The organism is Bradyrhizobium sp. AZCC 1578 (assembly GCF_036924675.1).
GTDB lineage: Bacteria > Pseudomonadota > Alphaproteobacteria > Rhizobiales > Xanthobacteraceae > Bradyrhizobium.
The window spans coordinates 6,508,692-6,528,835 of sequence record NZ_JAZHRZ010000001.1 but is presented as its reverse complement, the minus strand read 5'-3'; the positions used below and the strand labels follow the sequence as shown (position 1 = coordinate 6,528,835).

Here is a 20,144-nt window from a genome sequence, read left to right as displayed (position 1 = left end):
CAGATATGGTATAATGGGTAACATGAGCCGCATACCGAACTTTGCGAATATCGCCTTTGAACCCACCGCGCCCGCGCAGCCCGCCGGCAGTGCCGAGCCGTGGCTGACGCCTGAGGGCATCCCCGTAAAGCCCACCTACAGCGAGGCCGATCTCGAAGGCATCGATTTCCTGGAGACCTGGCCGGGCAGCGCGCCCTACCTCCGCGGCCCCTACCCGACGATGTATGTCAACCAGCCCTGGACGATCAGGCAGTATGCCGGCTTCTCCACGGCGGAGGATTCCAACGCGTTCTATCGCCGCAACCTCGCCGCCGGGCAGAAGGGTCTTTCGGTCGCGTTCGACCTCGCCACCCACCGCGGCTACGATTCCGATCATCCGCGCGTCTCCGGTGACGTCGGTATGGCCGGCGTGGCGATCGATTCCATCTACGACATGCGCACGCTGTTTGCGGGCATTCCGCTCGACCAGATGAGCGTGTCGATGACCATGAACGGCGCGGTGCTGCCGATCCTCGCGCTGTTCGTAGCCGCTGCCGAGGAACAGGGCGTTCCGCCGGAGAAATTGTCAGGCACCATTCAGAACGACATTCTGAAAGAGTTCATGGTGCGCAACACCTACATCTATCCGCCGGCGCCCTCGATGCGGATCATCTCGGACATTTTTGCGTACACGTCGCAAAAGATGCCGAAGTACAATTCGATCTCGATCTCCGGCTATCACATGCAGGAAGCAGGAGCTACGCAGGATCTCGAACTCGCCTACACGCTGGCCGACGGCGTCGAATATTTGCGTGCCGGGCTTGCGGCAGGCCTCGACGTCGACCGCTTCGCGCCGCGGCTGTCGTTCTTCTGGGCGATCGGCATGAACTTCTTCATGGAAGTGGCGAAGATGCGCGCCGCGCGGCTGCTCTGGGCAAAACTGTTGAAGCAGTTCAATCCGAAGGACCCGCGCTCGCTGTCGCTGCGCACGCATTGCCAGACTTCCGGCTGGTCGCTGACCGCGCAGGACGTCTTCAACAACGTGATGCGCACCACCATCGAGGCGATGGCGGCGACCCAAGGCCACACGCAGTCGCTGCACACCAACGCGCTCGACGAGGCGCTGGCGCTGCCGACGGATTTTTCGGCCCGCATCGCCCGCAACACGCAACTGTTCCTGCAGCAGGAGAGCGGCACCAACCGCATCATCGATCCCTGGGGCGGCTCTTATTATGTCGAGCGGCTGACGCGGGATCTCGCGGCCAAGGCCTGGGGCCATATCCAGGAGGTCGAGGCGCTCGGCGGCATGGCGAAGGCGATCGAGGCCGGCGTGCCCAAACTGCGGATCGAGGAAGCTTCCGCCAAGACGCAGGCGCGGATCGACGCCGGCAAGCAGGCCGTGATCGGCGTCAACAAGTACAAGCCGGTCAACGAAGCGCCGATCGACGTGCTCAAGGTGGAAAACTCCACCGTGCGGCGCCTGCAGATCGACAAGTTGAAGCGGCTACGCTCCGAGCGCGACCAGAAGGAAGTCGATCAGGCGCTGGCCGCGCTGACGCGCAGCGCCGGCGAAGGCAACGGCAATTTGCTGGCGCTGGCGATCGACGCGGCGCGGGCGAAAGCCACCGTCGGCGAAATTTCGGACGCGATGGAAAAAGTGTTCGGGCGTCACCGCGCCGAGATCAAGTCCATCACCGGCGTCTACAAGCGGGAGGCGTCCGCCATGTCCAACCGGGTCGAAAAAGTGCAGGCGCTGATCGATGCGTTCGAGACTGCCGAGGGCCGCCGGCCCCGCATCCTCGTCGCCAAGATCGGCCAGGACGGCCACGACCGCGGCCAGAAGGTGATTGCGTCCGCTTTTGCCGATGTCGGCTTCGACGTCGATATCGGGCCGCTGTTTGCCACCGCCGACGAGGCAGCGCGGCAGGCAGTGGAGAACGACGTCCACATCCTCGGCGTCTCCTCGCTGGCGGCGGCCCATCTAACCGCCGTACCGGAACTGAAGGCCGCGCTGAAGAAGCACGGCCGCGAGGACATCATGATCATCATCGGCGGCGTGGTCCCGCCGCAGGATTATGACGCGCTCTATGCGGCCGGCGCCGAAGCGATCTTCCCGCCCGGCACCGTGATCTCGGACGCCGCCGAAGAGCTGATCCACAAGCTCAACGCCCGGCTCGGCCATAGCGAGGCGGCGGAGTAGCTCCCCCGCCAGCCCCTTTCACAGGATCGCCCTTGCGCAACTCTGTCTTCATTGCGGCCCAGAGAATGGGCTTTGCGGGTGCAATGGCGTGCACCGCGTCGCTGAGTGTTGCCCTCGCCGCCGAAACCAAGCCGGACTTCGCCATCAAGACCAAAACGGTTGAGGTCAGCGTCACACTCGATGCCAAGATCAAGGCTGACGCGCCGCTGGCCGCGGATTGTCTGGCGGAAGGCAAGAAATGGGCTTCGGCGCGCCGCGCCGATGCCGACAAGGAACGCAAGCAGGATCCGGACCTGTTCCGCAACGCGTGGTCGTATGAACGGAAATACGACACGCGCTCGGTGGTCGATGGCCGCTATGTCAGCATCGTCAGGGCCGATTACGAATATACTGGCGGCGCGCACCCCAACAGCGCGTCCGACACCATCCTGTGGGACAAGTCAGCGGGCAAACGCATCAGCATCCGTCCGTTCTTCACCGAAACGGCTGACAACGGCCCGACGCTGAAAGCGATGCGGCAAGGCGTCATTGCCTCTCTCACGACCGAGAAAAAGAAACGCGGCGCGGAAGGCACGGACGTCAGCGCCATCGAAAGCATCGAGCCAAAGCTTCTCAAGATCGGCCCGATCGCACTGGCGCCATCGACCGAGGAAGGCAAGAGCTCCGGCCTGAACTTTTACTACGCACCTTACGCGGTCGGCTCCTATGCCGAAGGCGAGTATGTCGCCTTCGTGCCCTGGGAGACGTTGAAGCCATATCTGACGCCGGAGGGCGCCAGGATTTTCGGCGGCGCGCGACCGAAGAAAGACGAAGACCGGCCGCAATGATTGATTATCAAGCAGCAAGGCGGGCGAGCGACCGTTCGAGCGAATGCGTCCAATCCGGAATCCATGACTGGAACAGCGCTTGCCAGCGATCGGCATCCTGCGGCGCGCTGTCGAGCTTCACCGACCATTCGATGAAGGTCCGGTTGCCCTCGACGACCGGAAGCAGGTGCATCGTTCCCTCATAGCGCGTCGGCCCGGTCGCGTCCGGCGCCAACCCGGCCGGAAACGGCAGCGGCTCGATGCCTGCATAGGTCAGCGAATGCGCTTGATCGGAGTGAGCGGCGAGTTGCTGCCTGATCCAGTTGCCGAGATAGCAGAAGCGTCTGACCGCGCCGATTTCGTCGCCGCCCTTGTCATCCTCGATCACGCTCTCACTGACCCCTTCGATATACGCCGGATAATTGTTGAAATCCCGGATCAGGGCCCACACGGTTTCCATGGGATGGTCCAGCACGGTGCTGTAATAGGCTGTCGTCATGGCTCTCTCTTCGTAAGCGATCGCGGCGCGATGACTGGGGCCGCAGATGGATACCTATTTCGGGTGGCCCGATCCCCGCCACCCGATTTCCGGATGTGGCGAGATGCCACCCGGCGCCGACCCCCATCATTCGCCAATGCCTTGCGACCCCAACACAAAGCCGCCTAGAATGTCTCATCACAAGAGCGCCCGGCATCACGGACGCCGCAGGGAGAACCATCAATGTCCAAAAAGATCACGCGCCGCGCCTTCGCGGCTTCATCCGTTGCTGCCGCGGCTGTCGCAGGCTTCGGTTTCAAGCCGGCTTTGGCGCAGGCCTATCCGGCCCGGCCGGTGACCGTGATCGTGCCCTGGGGTGCCGGCGGCGGCACCGACGCGACCGCCCGCATTGTCGCGGCGCTGTTGGAAAAGGACCTCGGCCAGCCGTTCAACGTGGTCAACCGCACCGGCGGCTCCGGTGTGGTCGGCCATTCCGCGATCGCGACCGCACAGCCCGACGGCTACACCATCGGCATGCTGACGGTGGAAATCTCGATGATGCACTGGCAGGGGCTCACTGAACTGGCGCCCAAGAGCTACACGCCGCTGGCGTTGATGAACGAGGATCCGCCCGGCATCCAGGTCAGTTCCACCTCGCCCTACAAGACCGTGAAGGAACTGGCGGATGCGATCAAGGCCGCCCCTGCCGGCAAGTTCAAGGCCTCCGGCACTGGCCAGGGCGGCATTTGGCATCTCGCACTGGTCGGCTGGATGCAGGCGATGGGACTTGCCCCCAATCACGTGGCCTGGGTGCCGTCGAACGGCGCCGCGCCCGCGATGCAGGATCTGGCTGCCGGCGGTCTCGACCTCACCACCTGCTCGGTGCCGGAAGCCCGCGCGATCATCGAGGCCGGCAAGGCGCGCAGCCTCGCCGTCATGGCTACAGCCCGCAATCCTGCATTCCCGGACGTGCCAACGCTGAAGGAAGCCATGGGCATCGACTATTCGACCGGCGCCTGGCGCGGCATTGCCGGCCCCAAGGGTCTGCCGGCCGACGTGGCGACGAAACTCACCGCGTCGCTGAAGAAGGTCTACGACTCCAAGGAGTTCAAGGACTTTATGAGCAATCGCGGCTTTCGAACGGTGTGGGGCGATGCGGCCCAGTTCGCCGCATTCATGGAGAAGGGCGACGCCCAGATGGGCGTGGCGATGAAGGCCGCCGGTCTCTCCAAGGCCTGATCTTGATCGGCTGACATCGCCCGATATCCGCGGAGCCAGTTCATGCGTCTACCCGATCGCGTCACGGGATTGTTTCTCGTTGGCCTCGGCGCGGCTGCCGCGTATGGCGGCTGGCAGTTGCCGCCGGTGCCCGGCCAGCCGGTCGGGCCCAACGTCTTTCCGCTGGTGATTGGCACCGGTCTCGCGCTGTGCGGGCTCGCGATCGCGTTCGGGATTGGCCGCAGCTTCGAGGAAGAAGAACACCTTATTCCGGTCGAGGGCGGCCAACCGCCGCCTCCAACCGGCAAGCTCTATGGCCTGCGCGCTTTGCTCCCGCCGGCGCTGTTGCTGTTCTACGTGTTTATCGCCGACCGGCTCGGCTTCATCCTCACGGCAGCGATGATCGTCTACGTGACCTCGACGGCGCTCGGCGCCCGCTGGAAGGTTGCGTTGCCGCTCGCGCTGCTGGCGCCGATCGGCATCCACCTGATTTTCTCAAAATTGCTGCGCGTGCCGCTTCCGCCCGGCGTTTTGCCGATGCCCTGGTGATCGATGCTCAACACCCTCGCCCAAGCGCTTGCGCTCATCTCTACCTGGGAAGTCATCATCGCGATGCTCGCGGCATCGGTCTATGGCCTCGTCATCGGATCGCTGCCGGGGCTATCCGCGACCATGGCGACCGCGCTGCTGGTCCCCGTCACCTTCTATCTGTCACCGATCGCCGCAATCGCCACCATCGTCGCCGCATCCACGATGGCGATCTTCGCCGGTGACATCCCCGGCGCGCTGCTGCGCATTCCCGGCACGCCCGCCTCGGCGGCTTACGCAGACGAAGCCTATGCGATGACGCGCAAGGGCGAGGCCGAGCTCGCGCTCGGCGCCGGTGTCTGGTTCTCCGCCGTGGGCGGCATCGCAGGCACGCTGTCGCTGATGATCCTGGCGCCGCCGCTGGCCGAGATCGCGCTGTCGTTCTCGACCTTCGAATATTTCTGGCTCGCTTTCCTCGGCCTGATGTGCGCCACGCTGGTCGCGCGGTCTTCCCCGGTGAAGGCGATCGCCAGCATGTTCATCGGCTTGCTCGTCGCCTGCATCGGCATCGAAAACCCCGGCGGCGTGCCGCGCTTCACGTTTGGGATGACCAATCTGTTCGGCGGCATCGAACCGATTCCGGCGCTGGTCGGCGTATTCGCGGTGGCGCAGGTCATGCGCGCGATGCTCACGCCCGAGCCGCCGCCAATCCCGCGGCGCAGGTTCGGAAGCATCTTGGCGGGCCAATGGAAGCTCACCAAAAAGTACAACTGGCAGATGACGCGCGGGAACATCATCGGCATCATCATCGGCGTGCTGCCGGGCGCCGGCGCCGACATGGCCGCCTGGGTCAGCTACGCCATGTCCAAACGCTTTTCGAAGGAACCGGAGAAATTCGGAACCGGCCACGTCGAGGGCCTGGTCGAAGCCGGCGCCAGCAACAATGCCAGCATCGCCTCGGGCTGGGTGCCCTCGCTGCTGTTCGGCATTCCCGGCGACACCATCGCGGCCATCGCGATCGGCGTGCTTTACATGAAGGGGCTCAACCCCGGCCCGACGCTGTTCACCGAAAAAGCGTCGAGCATGTATGCGATCTACCTGATGTTCATCATCGCCAACATCATCATGATCCCGCTCGGCATCATCATGATCCGGCTCGCAAGCCTCGTGCTGCGCGCGCCGCGCTCCACGGTGATGCCGGTGATCATGTTGTGCTGCGCCGTCGGCTCGTTCGCCATCGGCAACAACATATTCGGCGTCGTTATCGTCGCAACCTTCGGCGTCATCGGCTATGTCATGGAAGAAAACGGCTATCCGGTCGCTGCCATGGTGCTCGGCATCGTCATGGGCACCATGATCGAGCAGAGTTTTGTGACCTCGCTGATCAAGTCCGACGGCAGCGTGCTGCCGTTCTTCGAGCGGCCGATCGCCGCGATCCTCGCCGCCATGGCGATCGGCGCGCTGATCTGGCCGGTGCTGGTCTGGATATGGCGGAAGCTCAAACGCAGCCCCGTCCCAGCCGCGTCGGCCCGCTGAAGGACTGCGCCCCCTCGCCTGCACGGCGCGGGCGTTGTAAACCAAGTCATGACCCTGCCGAAGAATCCTTCCCCCGATGTCGGGAAACTCGCCAAAGAACTCCGCTCGGGCCAACGCGCGGCGCTGGCGCGTGCGATTACCCTGATCGAAAGCAGGCGTTCCGATCACCAGGCCGCGGCGCGCGAACTGGTGCAGGCGCTGTTATCAGACACCGGCAAGGCGGTACGCGTCGGCATTACCGGCTCGCCCGGCGTCGGCAAATCCACCACCATCGATGCGCTCGGCATGTTCCTGATCGAGCGCGGCCACAAGGTCGCGGTGCTCGCGGTGGACCCCTCCTCGGCCCGCACCGGCGGCTCGATCCTCGGTGACAAGACGCGGATGGCACGGCTGGCAAATTCCGAAGCCGCCTTCATCCGGCCCTCACCCTCGTCCGGTACGCTCGGCGGCGTCGCCGTAAAAACCCGCGAGGCAATGCTGCTGTGCGAAGCAGCCGGCTTCGACGTGGTGCTGGTCGAGACCGTCGGAATCGGCCAATCCGAAACCGCGGTCTGTGACATGACCGATTTCTTTCTCGCCCTGATGCTGCCCGGCGCCGGCGATGAGCTGCAAGGCATCAAGAAAGGTCTGGTCGAACTCGCCGACATGATCGCGATCAACAAGGCCGACGGCGACAACGTCAAGCGCGCCAATCTGGCGGCGGCCGACTATCGCTCCGCGCTGCATATTTTGAGCCCGCGCTCGGAGCATTGGCATCCGCCAGTCGTGACCTATTCGGCGCTGACCGGCATAGGCATGGACACACTGTGGCAGAAGATTTTGGATCACCGCACCGCCATGAACGCCTCGGGCGAGTTCGCAGGCCGGCGGCGCGAACAGCAGGTGAAATGGATGTGGTCGATGCTGGAGCAGCGCATGATGGCGCGGCTCCGCTCCGATGCCGCGATCCGCGCCAAGGTAAAGAAGACCGAGGCCGAGGTCGCCGACGGCCGCATCACGCCGGCGGTCGCCGCCGAGCAGATCGCGGAGTGGATGCGATGAGCGACAAGCTTCGCATTCTCATCACCGGCTTCGGCCCGTTTCCAGGTGCGCCCTACAATCCCACGCAGTCGCTGGTGGCACGTCTGACGCGGCTGCGTCGCCCGGCCTTCACCGACGTCGAACTGTCCAGCCACATCTTTCCCGTTACCTACAAGGCGGTCGACCGCGAATTACCGCTGGCGCTGCAAAAGCACCAGCCGCACGCGCTGTTGATGTTTGGCCTCGCTTCTCGCACGTCGTATCTGCGGATCGAAACCCGCGCCCGCAATGCCGTCACCATGCTCTGGCCTGACGCCGCGCAAACCCGCGCGCGCAAGGGATCGATCGCCGACGGCGCCGATGCGCAAAGGTTCGGTCCGCACACAGCCAAACTACTGCGCGTGGCCAAGAACACCGGCCTCGATGCCCGCGCCTCGCGCGACGCCGGAAGCTATCTCTGCAACTATCTGAGCTGGCGCGCGATTGAAGCCGTGGATGCCGGTAACGGCCCCCGCCTTGCCACCTTCATCCACATCCCGCCGCTGGCGCGCAGCGGCGCGGCCAGACGAAAAGGTGTTCCGCGCATCACGCTGGAGGAGCTGGTCGATGCCGGCGAAGCGATGCTCATGGAAACGGTGCGGCTGGCAAGAACGGCGGCTTAACTCCGTCGTCGTCCCTGCGAACGCAGGGACCCATAACCACCGTTGCCAATTGTGAGAAAAGCCGTCTGCGCTCGTGCCCCTTCCAAGGGCCGCGGCGTATGGGTCCCGGCTCGCGCGGAGCCTGTCATCGGGCGCGCATTCGCGCGACCCGTTGGCTTGGCCGGGACGACGAGCATAATTTATCGCACCCAACATTAACCCTACCCCCAACAATCGCCGCCTCTTTCCCGGTCTTCATCATGCTGCACTGCATTTTCGCGATACCTATGAAACGCGAATGCCACGACCTGCATCGCGCTAGGGTCATCAGCCATGGACATGAACCGCCGCCATCTCATTGGAGCGTCCGCCGCCGGTGCAGCCGGCGCGCTGGCGATGTCGCCTGACGCTGCGCGCGCAGCGCCCCTCACGTCCACGCTCGGGCGCGACGTCACGCAATATGGCGTCCGCCCCGGCAGCCCGGACGATCAGACCGTGAAACTGCAGCGCGCGATCGACGAGGCGGCACGCGCGCAAGTGCCGCTGGCGCTGCCGCCGGGGGTCTATCGCACCGGCATGCTGCGCCTTTCGAACGGCACGCAACTGGTCGGCGTCCGCGGCGCGACCAAGCTCGTGTTTACCGGCGGCGCCTCGATGCTGCAGGGCGAAGGCGCCAACAGCGTCGGCCTGACCGGCATCACCTTCGACGGCGGTCGCATTCCGCTGCCGACGCGCCGCGGCTTGGTGCACTGCCTCGGCGGTCGCGACGTCCGGATCGCCGACTGCGAAGTATCAGGCAGCGGCGGCAACGGCATCTGGCTCGAGCAGGTCTCGGGCGATATTTCCGGCAATACCTTCACGAAAATTGCGACCACCGCCGTCGTATCCTTCGACGCGCTCGGCCTGATCGTGGCGCGCAATACCATCACCGATACCAATGACAATGGCATCGAAATCCTGCGCACCGCGATCGGCGACGACGGCACCCTCGTCCTCGACAACCGCATCGAAGACATCAAGGCCGGCCCTGGCGGCTCCGGGCAGTATGGCAACGCCATCAACGCCTTCCGCGCCGGCAATGTGATCGTGCGGGGCAACCGCATCAAGAATTGCGACTATTCGGCCGTGCGCGGCAATTCGGCGTCTAATATTCACATCACCGACAACAGCGTCAGCAATGTCCGCGAGGTCGCGCTCTATTCGGAATTTGCGTTCGAAGGCGCCGTGATCGCCAACAACACGGTGGATGGCGCCGCCGTCGGCGTCTCCGTCTGCAATTTCAACGAAGGCGGACGCATCGCCGTCGTCCAAGGCAACATCATCCGCAACCTGCTGCCGAAGCGGCCGATCGGCACTGCACCCGACGACGACGCCGGGATCGGCATCTATGTCGAGGCGGACTCCACAGTCACAGGCAATGTGATCGAGAACGCGCCGTCGTTCGGCATCATCGCCGGGTGGGGCAAATATCTCCGCGATGTCGCGATATCAGGCAATGTCATCCGCAACGCCTTCGTCGGCATCGGCGTATCGGTGTTGCCGGGCGCCGGCATGGCGCTGGTCAACAACAACATGATTTCGGAAACCCCGCGCGGCGCCGTGGTCGGGCTCGATCACGCCCGCACGATCACGACCGATCTGTCCGCCGAAGGCGCGCAGCGTTACGCGCAGGTGGTGGTGGGAGGCAACGCGGTACGGCGGTAGTTCGCCCTCATCGCTCACCTCTACAGCGCGTTGCGCAACGCCGGATAGCGTTCCTTCATCGCGTCGAGATCGATCGCCGGGAATGGCATTTCCTCCAGCGCCAGCACATCCGGCACGGACGGCGCCTCGTCCGCCACGACGAGTTGGCTTTCCAGCGCGACCAGAACATCATCAGGGATATCGGGCGGGGGCGCGGCCGCGATCGGCGGTGGCGTTACGGCCATCGGAGCCGGTTGCGGCTGAAGCTGCACGACCGGCGGGCGATAGCCCTCGTCGCGCGGCAGCGGCGTCAAGAGCAGCGGCGTCGTTCGACGGCGGCCGAGCCAGGCCATGTCGATCTGCGTGTTGTCGAGCGAGGCTTCGCGGCTCAACAGGTCACGCCAGGTGGCGACGGCGGCCTTGGCTTCCTGGATGTTTTCGAGGAACTCGCGTTCGGTGTGAAAGCGGCGCCAGCGTCCGGTCTCGAACAGTTCAGTGAGGTATTCCAACCGTTGCTCGGCAAGGCTGCACCAGCGCGCAACGATGTTGCGGCCACGTGCCACGTCTGCAGGATGTGCCATAAATCAGCCCGTAAGAGGGGGACGGACGCAGACGCAACCGAGACGAATCAGTGGGATGTGACTGGGATATTCTGTGGAAAACTTTTTCGTTGTCCAGTGCGTGAAGCGACGGGAGCGCGCAGCAATCGAAGAAACCCGCACAAATACGGGTTAATCCGCTCTTCGCGGTCAAGCCGCACAGCAGCATGGTCGCGTTGCGCGGCGAGCCTCGATCCTTTCAGTTGAGAAGATGCACGGGAAAATTGCGCATCGTTCAGACGAGTCGGAAAACTTGCAGCCGCAAGCCGTCGCGGTGCCGCACGAAACGTAGCTTCGTCCAAAAACCCGCGCTGAAAATGAAAGACCCGTCCGGGGGGACAACCGGACGGGTCAAGCTATATGGGCGCTTGGGGTGGATGGGCGCTCGCGCCGAATACAGCCTATGGGGAGGGATTACCGCTCCCACGTTGATAAGTCGCGACACCCTCTCCGGACGTTCAAAACGCCGGACGATTTTTTTAACCTTGTCTTCAGGGATGATCGTCGGAAAATCGCTGCGCGGCAGGCTATTTTGCGGCGTTTGCGGCCGATTTGTCCGCCGCCATCGAGGGCGAGGCGTCGTTCAATGCGCGGCTCACGGAAGTGTTATCCGCGGCCGGGTCATGCGCCGGCGCTTTCTCCCCCGCAGGCTTGCCGGAAACCGAGGCAAGCGGAACCGCCGGTCCGGCGGCCGTGACGGCAGCAAAGGCATCGGCCCCACCTGCCCCAAACTGATCGTCGCGGCCGGGAGTGCCGAGATCGCGGGCGGTCCCGGTCAGAATTGCGCGAACATCGCCCGGCTTCAACGAAGGATTGCGCTCCATCATCAGCGCCGCGACGCCGCTGATATAGGCGGCGGAGAACGAGGTGCCCGACGTGATCTGGTATTTTTCATCGGGCGCCGGCAGGAAGATATCCGCGCCCGGTGCTGCAACCGCGATGTGGTTGCCCCGGTTCGATGCCGCAAACAGTCTTTCCTGCGCGTCGGTGCCACTCACCGCGATGACATTGGGATTGGCGGCCGGATAGAGCGGCGGCGATTTCGCTCCGGCATTGCCGGCCGCAGCCACCATCAGGATGCCACGGGCTGCGGTAGCGGCGATGCCCCGCTCGATCAGCGGATCCTTCGGACCGGCAAAGCTCATGTTGACGATCTGCGCGCCGTGCTCGGCCGCGTAGTCCAGTCCCCGGAGGATCACATAGGACGTGCTCTCCGCGCCCTTCGATCCCGCGCCGAACGCGCGGATCGCGATCAACCTCGCCTCCGGTGCGCTCCCCATCAGCTTGGCATGCGCCACGATCGCGCCGGCAATGCCCGTGCCATGGACATGCGGACCTTCCTTGCTTCCGAGCGCATCGAAACTGTCGGCAACCGAGTTGGCGAGTTCGGGATGCTTGATGTCGACGCCTGAATCGATCACCGCAATGGTGACGTTCATGCCGCGGACGAGCGCGTGCGCCTGTGGCAGCCGAAGCTGTGCGACGGCGTATTGCGCGGCATCGCCCGCGGTCGAAGCCTTCTTCTGATCCTGCAGCAAGTAACGGAAATTGAGCTGCACCGAACGCACGCTGGCGTCGGCCGCGAGTTCGCGGCGCACGGTGTCCACGGGCCGGTTATCGACGATGCGGAACAGACCGATGGTGCCGCCGAGCAACGGGAAGTTTTGAGACGCGATGCGCTCCAGGCCGTGACGCCGCGCCAGTTGGTCGGCTTCGGCGGTGGATAACGCGCCGTCGATTTCGGCGACGAGTTCGTTCTTGACCGCGCGCAGATTGACCGCTTCCTGTGCGTTGTTGTTGCCCGATCCGCCCTTGCCCTTCTTGGCCGAGGTGCCTTTGCCGCCGCCGGCCGACATCACCGGACGATCGAAGCACTCACCGTCGGGACCGCGAAGCGCATATGCGCAAGCCGGATAGAGGTTGGGCGAAAACCGCGCATGGGGCAGCGTCGACCGCACGCCGGCGCCCGGACGGACTCGCAGGGTCGAACTCATGGTGCCAATCCGGGACGGCGGCGTCCGTGCGACGGTATCGGCGCGCATGGCCGGCCGCGCCGCAACCGTCGGACTGATCCGCGGGGTCACCGTCGGACTGATGGTGGGCATCCGCGAGCCGACGTTCAGACTGGGGGTGCGCATGATGCTTTGCGCATGCACCGCCGAGGGTCCGAAAGCGATCAGCGGAAGCAGCGCGGTCGACAACACCCATGCCGCACGCTGGATCCTTGCCCGCCAACTCACGCCATCATGAACCATGGGACCTCAGCTTGCCCGGCCCAGGCGGCCTTATGGCGTTGCCACCGCCAGGCTGACGATTTTCTCACGCTGCAGCCTGCTCAGCAGACCAGCAACTTCGTCCTTGCTCATCGCCTTGTTGCCGAACTGCAGCCGGAACATGCCGCCCTTGGCGCCGTCGATCGAGGCCTGGTAGTTGTCGAGCAGCGCCGTGATGTCGGCGATGCGCGCTTCAGGCGCGAACCGCACCAGCGCGCGCGGCGGCGCGACGCTGCCTGCGAGATCGCGCGTAATCGGCGCCGATGGCCGCTCGTTCAGGCTTAGCGACGCCGTCTCGAACAACGCGGTCTGGTTCTTCATCAGTACGGCGCCGATCACGCCGGCCTGCAGCACGAGCGCCACGGCGCCAAGGCTCGCCGACCAGGCGAGCGTACGCGGCGACAGGCTTGCGAAAAACTCCGATACCCGCGCGGACAGGCTCACCGAGCGCGAGGGCTCACGCGCAGGCTCCGCGTCGATTGCGGCAAACAGCTTCTGCATGGCGCGCGTGGACGGTGCACCCAGGCTCTCGTTGAGGCTGATCGTCTCGGCGTATTCTTCGCGGATGACGGCATACTGCCGGGCAAGCTCGGAATCCCCGGCAAGCGCTTCCTCGACGCGGCGTGCATCGCGCGCGCTCAGGGTGCCGGCCGCGTGGAAGGGCAACAGCGTCTCTATTTCGCTGGGCTCGTGATCCAGCATTTTTTTGCTCGCTGCCATCATGGCCAACCTCGCTCTACGCCTGCTGCTTTGAGCAACTCGGCCAATTTCTTGCGCGCATAAAACAGGCGCGTCTTGACGGTATTCTCCGGAATGCCGACGATTTCGGCTACCTCTTCCACGGACTTCTCGTGGTAGTAGACGAGATCGACGATCTCCCGATGCTCTGGCGAAAGTGCCGTCAGGCACTTGCGCAGCGCTTCACCCGTATCCTTCTTCTGCGCCACCACTTCCGGATCGTCGGACGTATCCTCGATCGCGTTCGCGGTCTCCTCGTCCAGCCCAACGTCCTTGCGGCGCCTAAGTGCCGAAAGGGCTTTGAACCGCGTAATCGCCAAGAGCCAGGTGGTAACGGCGGATCGGCCTTCGAACTTGCCAGCCTGACGCCACACATCGAGAAAAACCTCGCTGATGAGATCTTCCGCGACCTGTTCGTCCCTTACGAGCCGAAGCCCGAAACGGAACACCCTGACATGGTGCCTTCCGTAAAGCACCTGCATGGCGAGCCGGTCGCCTTGGGCGATCCGAGCGATCAGAATTTCGTCTGAAGCCGCCTGTGTCGCGCTCAATGGCCGTCTCGCAAGATTGGTCTGACGGGGGTGGCCGGCGGTTCGATGCGAAGAGTGAGATTCTTCACATTACGGCAATGCCCGGATCGCATGTGTGATCTACCCCACAGATGGCCAGTGCCAGGCCATTTTGCCGCCAGAAAGGAGCTAAACCCCAGAATTGGTACCATATTACGGAAACACTTTCCTGAAACGCGAGCCCGACCTTAGCAAGGCTTCGCCGGCAGGGCAGCATCCACGTGACGCCCCCTGGGGTTCCCGCGCAGGCAGGTTCCGCACTATCGGAATTCGGCAGATTTCCGTTGCGAAATCAGTGCAATGGCAGGGTTTTAACGGAGCCGATCGACCTCAAAAGATACCAAACCTAAAGGCTTTATTCCCTAAAGTTTCGTCCGGCATCACCAACAGCGGCGGGACATGAGCAGCGCGGCATCATTGCTTCAGGAGCAAGGCTCCCACAATGCGACCGCGCGCGTCGCCCGCCTGCCGCTGGAAGTATTGACGCGCCGGGCCGGCCAGCGCCGCCAGATGCTGGCCGTGCAAGGCGTCAGCTATTTGCTCATCACCTCGGTCCTGCTGGTCTATTGCTACGCCGGCACCGTCCCGATCATCATTCCATCGACCTATTTCCTTTCCGGCATCGGATTGGTGTCGGTCTTTGTCGTGTTGTCGGAAGCCCACTTCAACGACCGGTTCGAGGACCATTATCTCACGATCTTCCAGGTCGCCGGCCACGTCGCGCTCCAGCTCTGTTTTCTGCTGGCCGCGCCACAGATCGGATTTGCCTTCCTGAGCGTCGTATTCCTCATCTTTGGATTCGGCGCGCTGCGAATGACGTCCCGGCAGGCGATCATCACCTGGACCCTCACCATCGTAGGCCTAGCGCCGATCTTCCTGTTTGCCAGCACCCCGATCGGCCTGCCGATTACCACCCAGACCGAACGCGTTGCGGCCATGCTTTCCTTTGTCCTCACCATCGGACAATGCGCCTTCGTGGGACTGTATGGCTCTACCATGCGCAAGATGCTCTACGACCGCAGCTTCGAACTGAAGGCGGCGTACAAGCGGATCGAGGAGCTTGCCGAACTCGACGAACTGACCGGGTCGTCCAACCGTCGCAGCATCATGCGGATGCTGGAGGAGGAGATTGCCCGCGCGAGCCGCAGCGGATCGCCCTGCTCGATCGCGCTGATCGACCTCGACTGGTTCAAGCGCATCAACGACGCCTACGGTCACCCGACCGGCGACGAGGTGCTGCGGACATTCTCGATCACCATGTTTGCCAACATCCGCAGCATCGACCGGTTCGGCCGATATGGCGGCGAGGAATTCCTGCTGGTGCTGCCCGACATGGACATCGACCAAGCCATGCACGCACTCGACCGGTTGCGCGCCATTATTGCCGATCTCGACTGGAGCGCATTCTCGCACGGCATGAAGGTGACGATGTCGGCAGGCGTTGCAACGCTGAACCCGAACGAAACATCAGACACATTTCTCGCGCGCGCCGATAGCGCGCTTTATGCAGCCAAGGCGCAAGGACGTAACCGGATTACCAGCGCCTGATCCGACATATTTCAGCTCCGGCGGCGAAGAAGCTCCGCCGCTTTTTGCTCCAGGACAGAGTCATGATTTCGAAGACCGCCACCTCTCCTTCCCCCGGAAACCTGCTCGACGAGCTGCAGTCCACGCTTGCGCACGGAACCGTCGCTCGCCGGGTAGAGACGCTCCGCCGGGTGACCGATCTCTTCATCAACGGCGCGGTGGATTATTCGGACGAGCAGGTCGGGCTATTCGACGACGTCTTCCAGTGCCTGATCGGCCACATCGAAACCTCGGCCAAGATGCTGCTGGCCAACCGTCTCGCCCCGATCGACACTGCCCCGCCGCTCACCATCCGCGCGCTTGCATTCGACGACGTCATCGAGGTGGCGGGTCCTGTGCTGTCGCAATCGATGCGGCTCGACGACAAGACCTTGATCGAGAATGCGCGCAGCAAGAGCCAGGCGCATTTGATGGCGATCTCGACCCGCAAGACGCTGAGCGGCGCGGTTACCGAGGTCCTGGTCCAGCGCGGCAACGATCAGGTGATCCAGTCGACCGTCAACAATCCCGGCGCGGAATTCACCGAGCGCGGCTTTACCCGCCTCGTCAGCCGCGCCGAAGGCGACGACGATCTCACCGCCTGCATCGGCATGCGTCCGTCCGTGCCGCGGCATCTCTACCTGAAACTGCTCGCCAAGGCCTCCGATACGGTGCGGCAGCGGCTGGAGGCCGCCAATCCCCAGCAGGCGGCCGAGGTGCCGAACGTGGTCAAGGAGGCAACGCGGCGCGCGCGCTCCGCGACCTCTGATATCACCAAGGACACTGAGATTGCGCACGCGCTGGTCAAGTCCCTGTACGAGGACGGCCGGCTCGACGAATCCGAAGTGGCGTCGTTTGCCGATGCCGGGAAATTCGACGAGGCCAACGCCTCGATTGCGGCGCTTGCCAACGTGCCGGTCGCAATCGCCGAGAACATGATGATCGAAAGCCGGGCCGAAGGCGTGATGATTTTGGCGAAGGTCGCAGGGCTGTCATGGTCGACGGTCAAGACCATCATCAGGATGCGCGACGAACTGTCCGGCGCGGAGCCGACGGATCTTGCCGCCTGCAAGGACACCTATGAACGGTTGCGACCTTCGACGGCACAGCAGGTGCTGCGCTTCCATCGCATGCAGCAGAACGTACCGGCGTAAGTTCGTACCCTGCTTCAGTATTTCAGCAGCTTCGCTCCGGCGAGCGCGCCGATCGCAGTCACCAGCGCGGTCGCGATCGTGTACCAGGTCGCGACGAACAGCGGTGAATCATCCGTGCAATGCGAGGCATAGAGCGTCGCCGCCAATCCCGCCGACAATAGTCCGGCGATGGCGCCCGCCAATGCAGGCCGCGACGGGGCACCGTGACGCAATCCGAGCAGCGCGCCGGCCAGGATCGGCAACGACATCAGCGGGATCGCCGTCAGACAGACCCACGAATTCTTGCCGACCAGCCGCGTCATCATCGGCAGCCGTTGCGGCATTATCATTTCGCCGCCGATCCCAGCGGTCAAAATTCCCACCGGCGCCAGCAGCAGCCAACCAAATCCCCGCAGCGATGCTTCGGGTCGCGACAGATGCAGGCTGACGGCAATTGCCGAGATCGCGAGCGCCAGCGTGACCGCGAACTTCAGGTCGAAGAACGGATTGCGCATTGCAGCCATCACGTCGGGCCTGACGCCGAGTTCGGTGAAGAACATCAACAGCGAAACCGGTGCTGCGGCCAAGAGCGCCAGCATCAGCGCGAAGCCGACCGGGCGCGCGCGGTGCGCGTTGTCGGCCGCCAACGTTCGAATGAGCTGATCGGTATCCATGCTCAATTTTCCCGCAACTTCGCCGTCAAGCTGGTCAGCCCCCGGTGCAGCGCCACCCGCACCGCGCCCTCGCTCATCGAAAATTTCGCGGCCGTATCCTTGATCGAGGCGCTGTCGACCGCGATCGACTGCAGCACCTCGCGCTGCCGCGCCGGCAGCGTCTGGAGCTGGGCAGCGACCTCGCTCGGCGAAGCCGTTTCGGCCGGCGCTTCGCCCGGCAGCGTCTCGGCGAAATCGTCAATATCGACGAAAATGCGCCGGCCGCGGCGGCGCAGCGCATCGATCAGCTTGTTGCGGGCGATCGCGAACAGCCATGGGGCAAATGGGGCGGTGACATCCCAGGTATGCCGCTTCAGATGGACCGCCAGCAAAATGTCCTGCACGATGTCCTCGGATTGATCGACCGGTTGCCCTGCCCGCGCCAGACCGCGGCGCGCCGCGGCCCGGAGCACGGGCGTGACGGCCTTGAGCAGGCGATGATACGCTGAGCTATCGCCTGCAATGGCCGACCGCATCAGGCCGGTCCATTCGTCATCCCGTTCGCGCACCCGCGCTCCTACCCTGCAATTCGGTCGATCTTTCAATTTGTTACGTCAGGACAATCCAATCACGAACTCGTGATCAAAGGTCCCGTCGGCAGCTTGGCTGGCTCCCTATCCAAAGGAATCGGGGGACAACCGGCTGCGCGATGGCAGGCTCATAACATCGATTGCGCAGGCTCGCATCCGGCGTAGCTTGCTAATTCCGGTCGGCAAAATGCCCGCCAGTACGTCGGCTGACTGACATTGCCCAGCTTTTGCCCGGTGTTGCCCGAAGATTCCCATTTTCCGCCGTGCTGTGGACACCTGGGGGGTCTCATTTCGCCGCCGGGCGGCGGCCAATGGGGAGATTCCACATGACGATCCGAGCCAGCGCGGGGTCGGCCTTCATTCTTGCGGCAGGGCTTTTGTTGGGTTTCGCAGCACCATCGCCGGCGACGGCGGCCCCCGCCGACGACGCCGCGGTGTCGAAACCGGAAAGCGCGACGTCCGAGAAGTCCGCCAAGCAGGGTTCGCGTTCCCTGAAGAAGCGCTCCGCCCATCGCAAATCCACGCGTGCGGCATCGAAACCCGTCGAGGACAAGCAGCCTGAGGAAAAGCAGGTCGCCGATGCGAGCGGCGGCACTCGGCCCGGGATGCCCGAATGGCTCGCAAACGCCAACGCACAAATGACGGCAGCCGATGCGCCGGCCGACAGCGCCAAGGGGATGTCGGCGGCGATGTCCGAGAAGGCCAACACCGTCCTGCAAGCTGCGACGGACAAGCCGGCTGACGCCGAGGCGCCGGCCGATGCTACCGTAGTTGCCTCCGACCAGCTCAACGATGTCGATCGTGCGCTGCAGGCGACCCTGCCCGAGGACTCCGCCACGCAGACGGTCGCGATGGCCTCGACCAAACCTGCATCGGAAGCCTCCGATCAAGCCGTCAACAACGAGAGTTCCACCCTGGACAAGACCTCGCTGATCGGAAAGATCTTCATCGCCTTCGGCGCCCTGCTGACGATGGCCTCGGCCGCGCGTATGTTCATGGCGTAGCTGTCGGCATACCGGACGCGGCGCCCCCGCATCCGGGATCCGTTCCAGCCCACTTGAAGCCCACCCCGGCAGCGGGCACATTGCCCGCGAAAAGGACTACCCCGGGGTGGATCATGGCAACGTTCGAAAACATCATTGTCGAGAGCAAGGGCGCGGTCGGCATCATTACGCTGAACCGGCCGAAAATGCTCAACGCGCTGTCGTTCGGCGTATTTCGTGAAATCGCTGCCGCGGTCGACGACCTTGAGGCCGACGACAAGATCGGCTGCATCCTGCTCACCGGCAGCGAAAAGGCGTTCGCCGCCGGCGCCGACATCAAGGAGATGCAGCCGAAAAGCTTCATCGACATGTTCTCCAGCGATTTCACCGCCATCGGCGGCGATCGCGTTGCCACCTGCCGGAAACCGACGATTGCAGCCGTTAGCGGCTACGCGCTGGGCGGCGGCTGCGAGCTCGCCATGATGTGCGACATCATCATCGCCGCCGATACCGCCAAATTCGGCCAGCCCGAAATCACGCTCGGCACCATCCCCGGTATCGGCGGCACCCAGCGGCTGACGCGTGCGATCGGCAAGTCCAAGGCGATGGATCTCTGCCTCACCGGACGCATGATGGATGCGGCCGAAGCGGAGCGTTCCGGCCTCGTCAGCCGCGTCGTGCCGGCCGACAAACTGATGGAAGAAGCGCTCTCGGCCGCGGAAAAGATCGCCTCGATGTCGCGGCCCGCGGCCGCGATGGCCAAGGAAGCCATCAACCGCGCGTTCGAGACGCCGCTGTCGGAGGGCATGAATGTCGAGCGCAACCTGTTCCACTCGACCTTCGCGCTGGAAGACCGCGCCGAAGGCATGGCGGCGTTCATCGAGAAGCGCAAGCCGGTGAACAAGAACAGGTAACGCCGAGCTCTCTCCGCAGTCGTCCCTGCGAACGCAG

Annotated in this window: 20 protein-coding genes; 13 read left to right on the top strand and 7 right to left on the bottom strand. The window is 64.0% G+C overall.

The annotated features are described in order from the left end of the window. Positions 1 to 22: 22 nt before the first annotated feature. Together scpA and V1290_RS31040 are read left to right on the top strand one after the other, a co-directional pair. The gene (gene scpA, locus V1290_RS31045) at positions 23 to 2,179 is read left to right on the top strand and encodes a methylmalonyl-CoA mutase (protein ID WP_334367894.1); all 2,157 of its coding nucleotides are present in this window, start codon (positions 23 to 25) and stop codon (positions 2,177 to 2,179) included. Positions 2,180 to 2,244: 65 nt separating this feature from the next. Beyond that, on the top strand, positions 2,245 to 3,006 hold the full coding sequence (locus V1290_RS31040; protein ID WP_334369230.1) for a DUF3298 and DUF4163 domain-containing protein: 762 nt from the start codon (positions 2,245 to 2,247) through the stop codon (positions 3,004 to 3,006). 7 nt (positions 3,007 to 3,013) lie between these two features. Here V1290_RS31040 and V1290_RS31035 read toward each other — a convergent pair whose 3' ends face one another. Next, a complete protein-coding gene (locus tag V1290_RS31035) occupies positions 3,014 to 3,484 on the bottom strand; it encodes an SRPBCC family protein (RefSeq protein WP_334367893.1) in 471 nt (156 codons plus the stop codon). Positions 3,485 to 3,706: 222 nt separating this feature from the next. On the opposite strand from V1290_RS31035, the gene V1290_RS31030 reads away from it, so the two are divergent. The 6 genes from V1290_RS31030 to V1290_RS31005 all read left to right on the top strand — a co-directional run bounded on the left by V1290_RS31030 (position 3,707) and on the right by V1290_RS31005 (position 10,110). Further along, entirely contained in the window at positions 3,707 to 4,702 is a 996-nt protein-coding gene (locus tag V1290_RS31030; RefSeq protein ID WP_334367892.1) for a tripartite tricarboxylate transporter substrate binding protein, read from the top strand. A gap of 42 nt (positions 4,703 to 4,744) precedes the next feature. Beyond that, positions 4,745 to 5,230, top strand: coding sequence for a tripartite tricarboxylate transporter TctB family protein (locus V1290_RS31025; protein ID WP_028348941.1), 486 nt, complete (start codon positions 4,745 to 4,747; stop codon positions 5,228 to 5,230). A 3-nt stretch (positions 5,231 to 5,233) separates the two neighbouring features. Further along, the gene (locus tag V1290_RS31020; protein ID WP_334367891.1) at positions 5,234 to 6,745 is read left to right on the top strand and encodes a tripartite tricarboxylate transporter permease; all 1,512 of its coding nucleotides are present in this window, start codon (positions 5,234 to 5,236) and stop codon (positions 6,743 to 6,745) included. 48 nt (positions 6,746 to 6,793) lie between these two features. Continuing rightward, positions 6,794 to 7,786: a methylmalonyl Co-A mutase-associated GTPase MeaB gene (gene meaB / locus V1290_RS31015; RefSeq protein WP_334367890.1), complete on the top strand. Its 993-nt coding sequence runs from the start codon at positions 6,794 to 6,796 to the stop codon at positions 7,784 to 7,786. Further along, positions 7,783 to 8,427, top strand: coding sequence for a pyroglutamyl-peptidase I (locus V1290_RS31010; RefSeq protein ID WP_334367889.1), 645 nt, complete (start codon positions 7,783 to 7,785; stop codon positions 8,425 to 8,427). Before meaB ends, V1290_RS31010 begins: the two co-directional genes overlap by 4 nt. A 312-nt stretch (positions 8,428 to 8,739) precedes the next feature. Continuing rightward, positions 8,740 to 10,110: a TIGR03808 family TAT-translocated repetitive protein gene (locus tag V1290_RS31005; RefSeq protein ID WP_334367888.1), complete on the top strand. Its 1,371-nt coding sequence runs from the start codon at positions 8,740 to 8,742 to the stop codon at positions 10,108 to 10,110. 20 nt (positions 10,111 to 10,130) lie between these two features. Here V1290_RS31005 and V1290_RS31000 read toward each other — a convergent pair whose 3' ends face one another. Next, complete coding sequence (locus tag V1290_RS31000; protein WP_334367887.1) at positions 10,131 to 10,670, bottom strand: TIGR03809 family protein; 540 nt, start codon at positions 10,668 to 10,670, stop codon at positions 10,131 to 10,133. A gap of 545 nt (positions 10,671 to 11,215) precedes the next feature. Continuing rightward, positions 11,216 to 12,682, bottom strand: a complete 1,467-nt coding sequence (locus tag V1290_RS30995; RefSeq protein WP_442895026.1) for a S8 family serine peptidase — start codon at positions 12,680 to 12,682, stop codon at positions 11,216 to 11,218. Between V1290_RS30995 and V1290_RS30990 the strand changes: the two genes are divergently transcribed. Next, positions 12,681 to 12,938 (top strand): hypothetical protein, encoded by a 258-nt coding sequence (locus V1290_RS30990; RefSeq protein WP_334369297.1) that lies wholly within the window; start codon positions 12,681 to 12,683, stop codon positions 12,936 to 12,938. The genes V1290_RS30995 and V1290_RS30990 overlap by 2 nt on opposite strands. Before the next feature lie 35 nt (positions 12,939 to 12,973). Here V1290_RS30990 and V1290_RS30985 read toward each other — a convergent pair whose 3' ends face one another. Then, complete coding sequence (locus V1290_RS30985; protein ID WP_334367886.1) at positions 12,974 to 13,684, bottom strand: hypothetical protein; 711 nt, start codon at positions 13,682 to 13,684, stop codon at positions 12,974 to 12,976. Next, positions 13,681 to 14,250, bottom strand: a complete 570-nt coding sequence (locus tag V1290_RS30980) for a sigma-70 family RNA polymerase sigma factor (RefSeq protein ID WP_334367885.1) — start codon at positions 14,248 to 14,250, stop codon at positions 13,681 to 13,683. The genes V1290_RS30985 and V1290_RS30980 overlap by 4 nt, the downstream gene beginning before the upstream one ends. Positions 14,251 to 14,667: 417 nt before the next feature. Between V1290_RS30980 and V1290_RS30975 the strand changes: the two genes are divergently transcribed. Together V1290_RS30975 and V1290_RS30970 are read left to right on the top strand one after the other, a co-directional pair. Continuing rightward, complete coding sequence (locus V1290_RS30975; RefSeq protein ID WP_334367884.1) at positions 14,668 to 15,816, top strand: GGDEF domain-containing protein; 1,149 nt, start codon at positions 14,668 to 14,670, stop codon at positions 15,814 to 15,816. A gap of 62 nt (positions 15,817 to 15,878) precedes the next feature. Beyond that, positions 15,879 to 16,988, top strand: coding sequence for a DUF2336 domain-containing protein (locus V1290_RS30970; RefSeq protein ID WP_334367883.1), 1,110 nt, complete (start codon positions 15,879 to 15,881; stop codon positions 16,986 to 16,988). 14 nt (positions 16,989 to 17,002) lie between these two features. Here V1290_RS30970 and V1290_RS30965 read toward each other — a convergent pair whose 3' ends face one another. Beyond that, positions 17,003 to 17,641, bottom strand: coding sequence for a DUF1109 domain-containing protein (locus V1290_RS30965; RefSeq protein WP_334367882.1), 639 nt, complete (start codon positions 17,639 to 17,641; stop codon positions 17,003 to 17,005). Positions 17,642 to 17,643: 2 nt separating this feature from the next. After that, positions 17,644 to 18,189 carry a sigma-70 family RNA polymerase sigma factor gene (locus V1290_RS30960; protein ID WP_334367881.1) on the bottom strand — a complete coding sequence of 182 codons (546 nt, stop codon included), beginning with the start codon at positions 18,187 to 18,189 and terminating at the stop codon, positions 17,644 to 17,646. A 347-nt stretch (positions 18,190 to 18,536) separates the two neighbouring features. Between V1290_RS30960 and V1290_RS30955 the strand changes: the two genes are divergently transcribed. Beyond that, entirely contained in the window at positions 18,537 to 19,214 is a 678-nt protein-coding gene (locus V1290_RS30955) for a hypothetical protein (protein ID WP_334367880.1), read from the top strand. 113 nt (positions 19,215 to 19,327) lie between these two features. Further along, positions 19,328 to 20,107 carry an enoyl-CoA hydratase gene (locus V1290_RS30950; protein ID WP_334367879.1) on the top strand — a complete coding sequence of 260 codons (780 nt, stop codon included), beginning with the start codon at positions 19,328 to 19,330 and terminating at the stop codon, positions 20,105 to 20,107. The last annotated feature ends 37 nt before the right edge of the window (positions 20,108 to 20,144 follow it).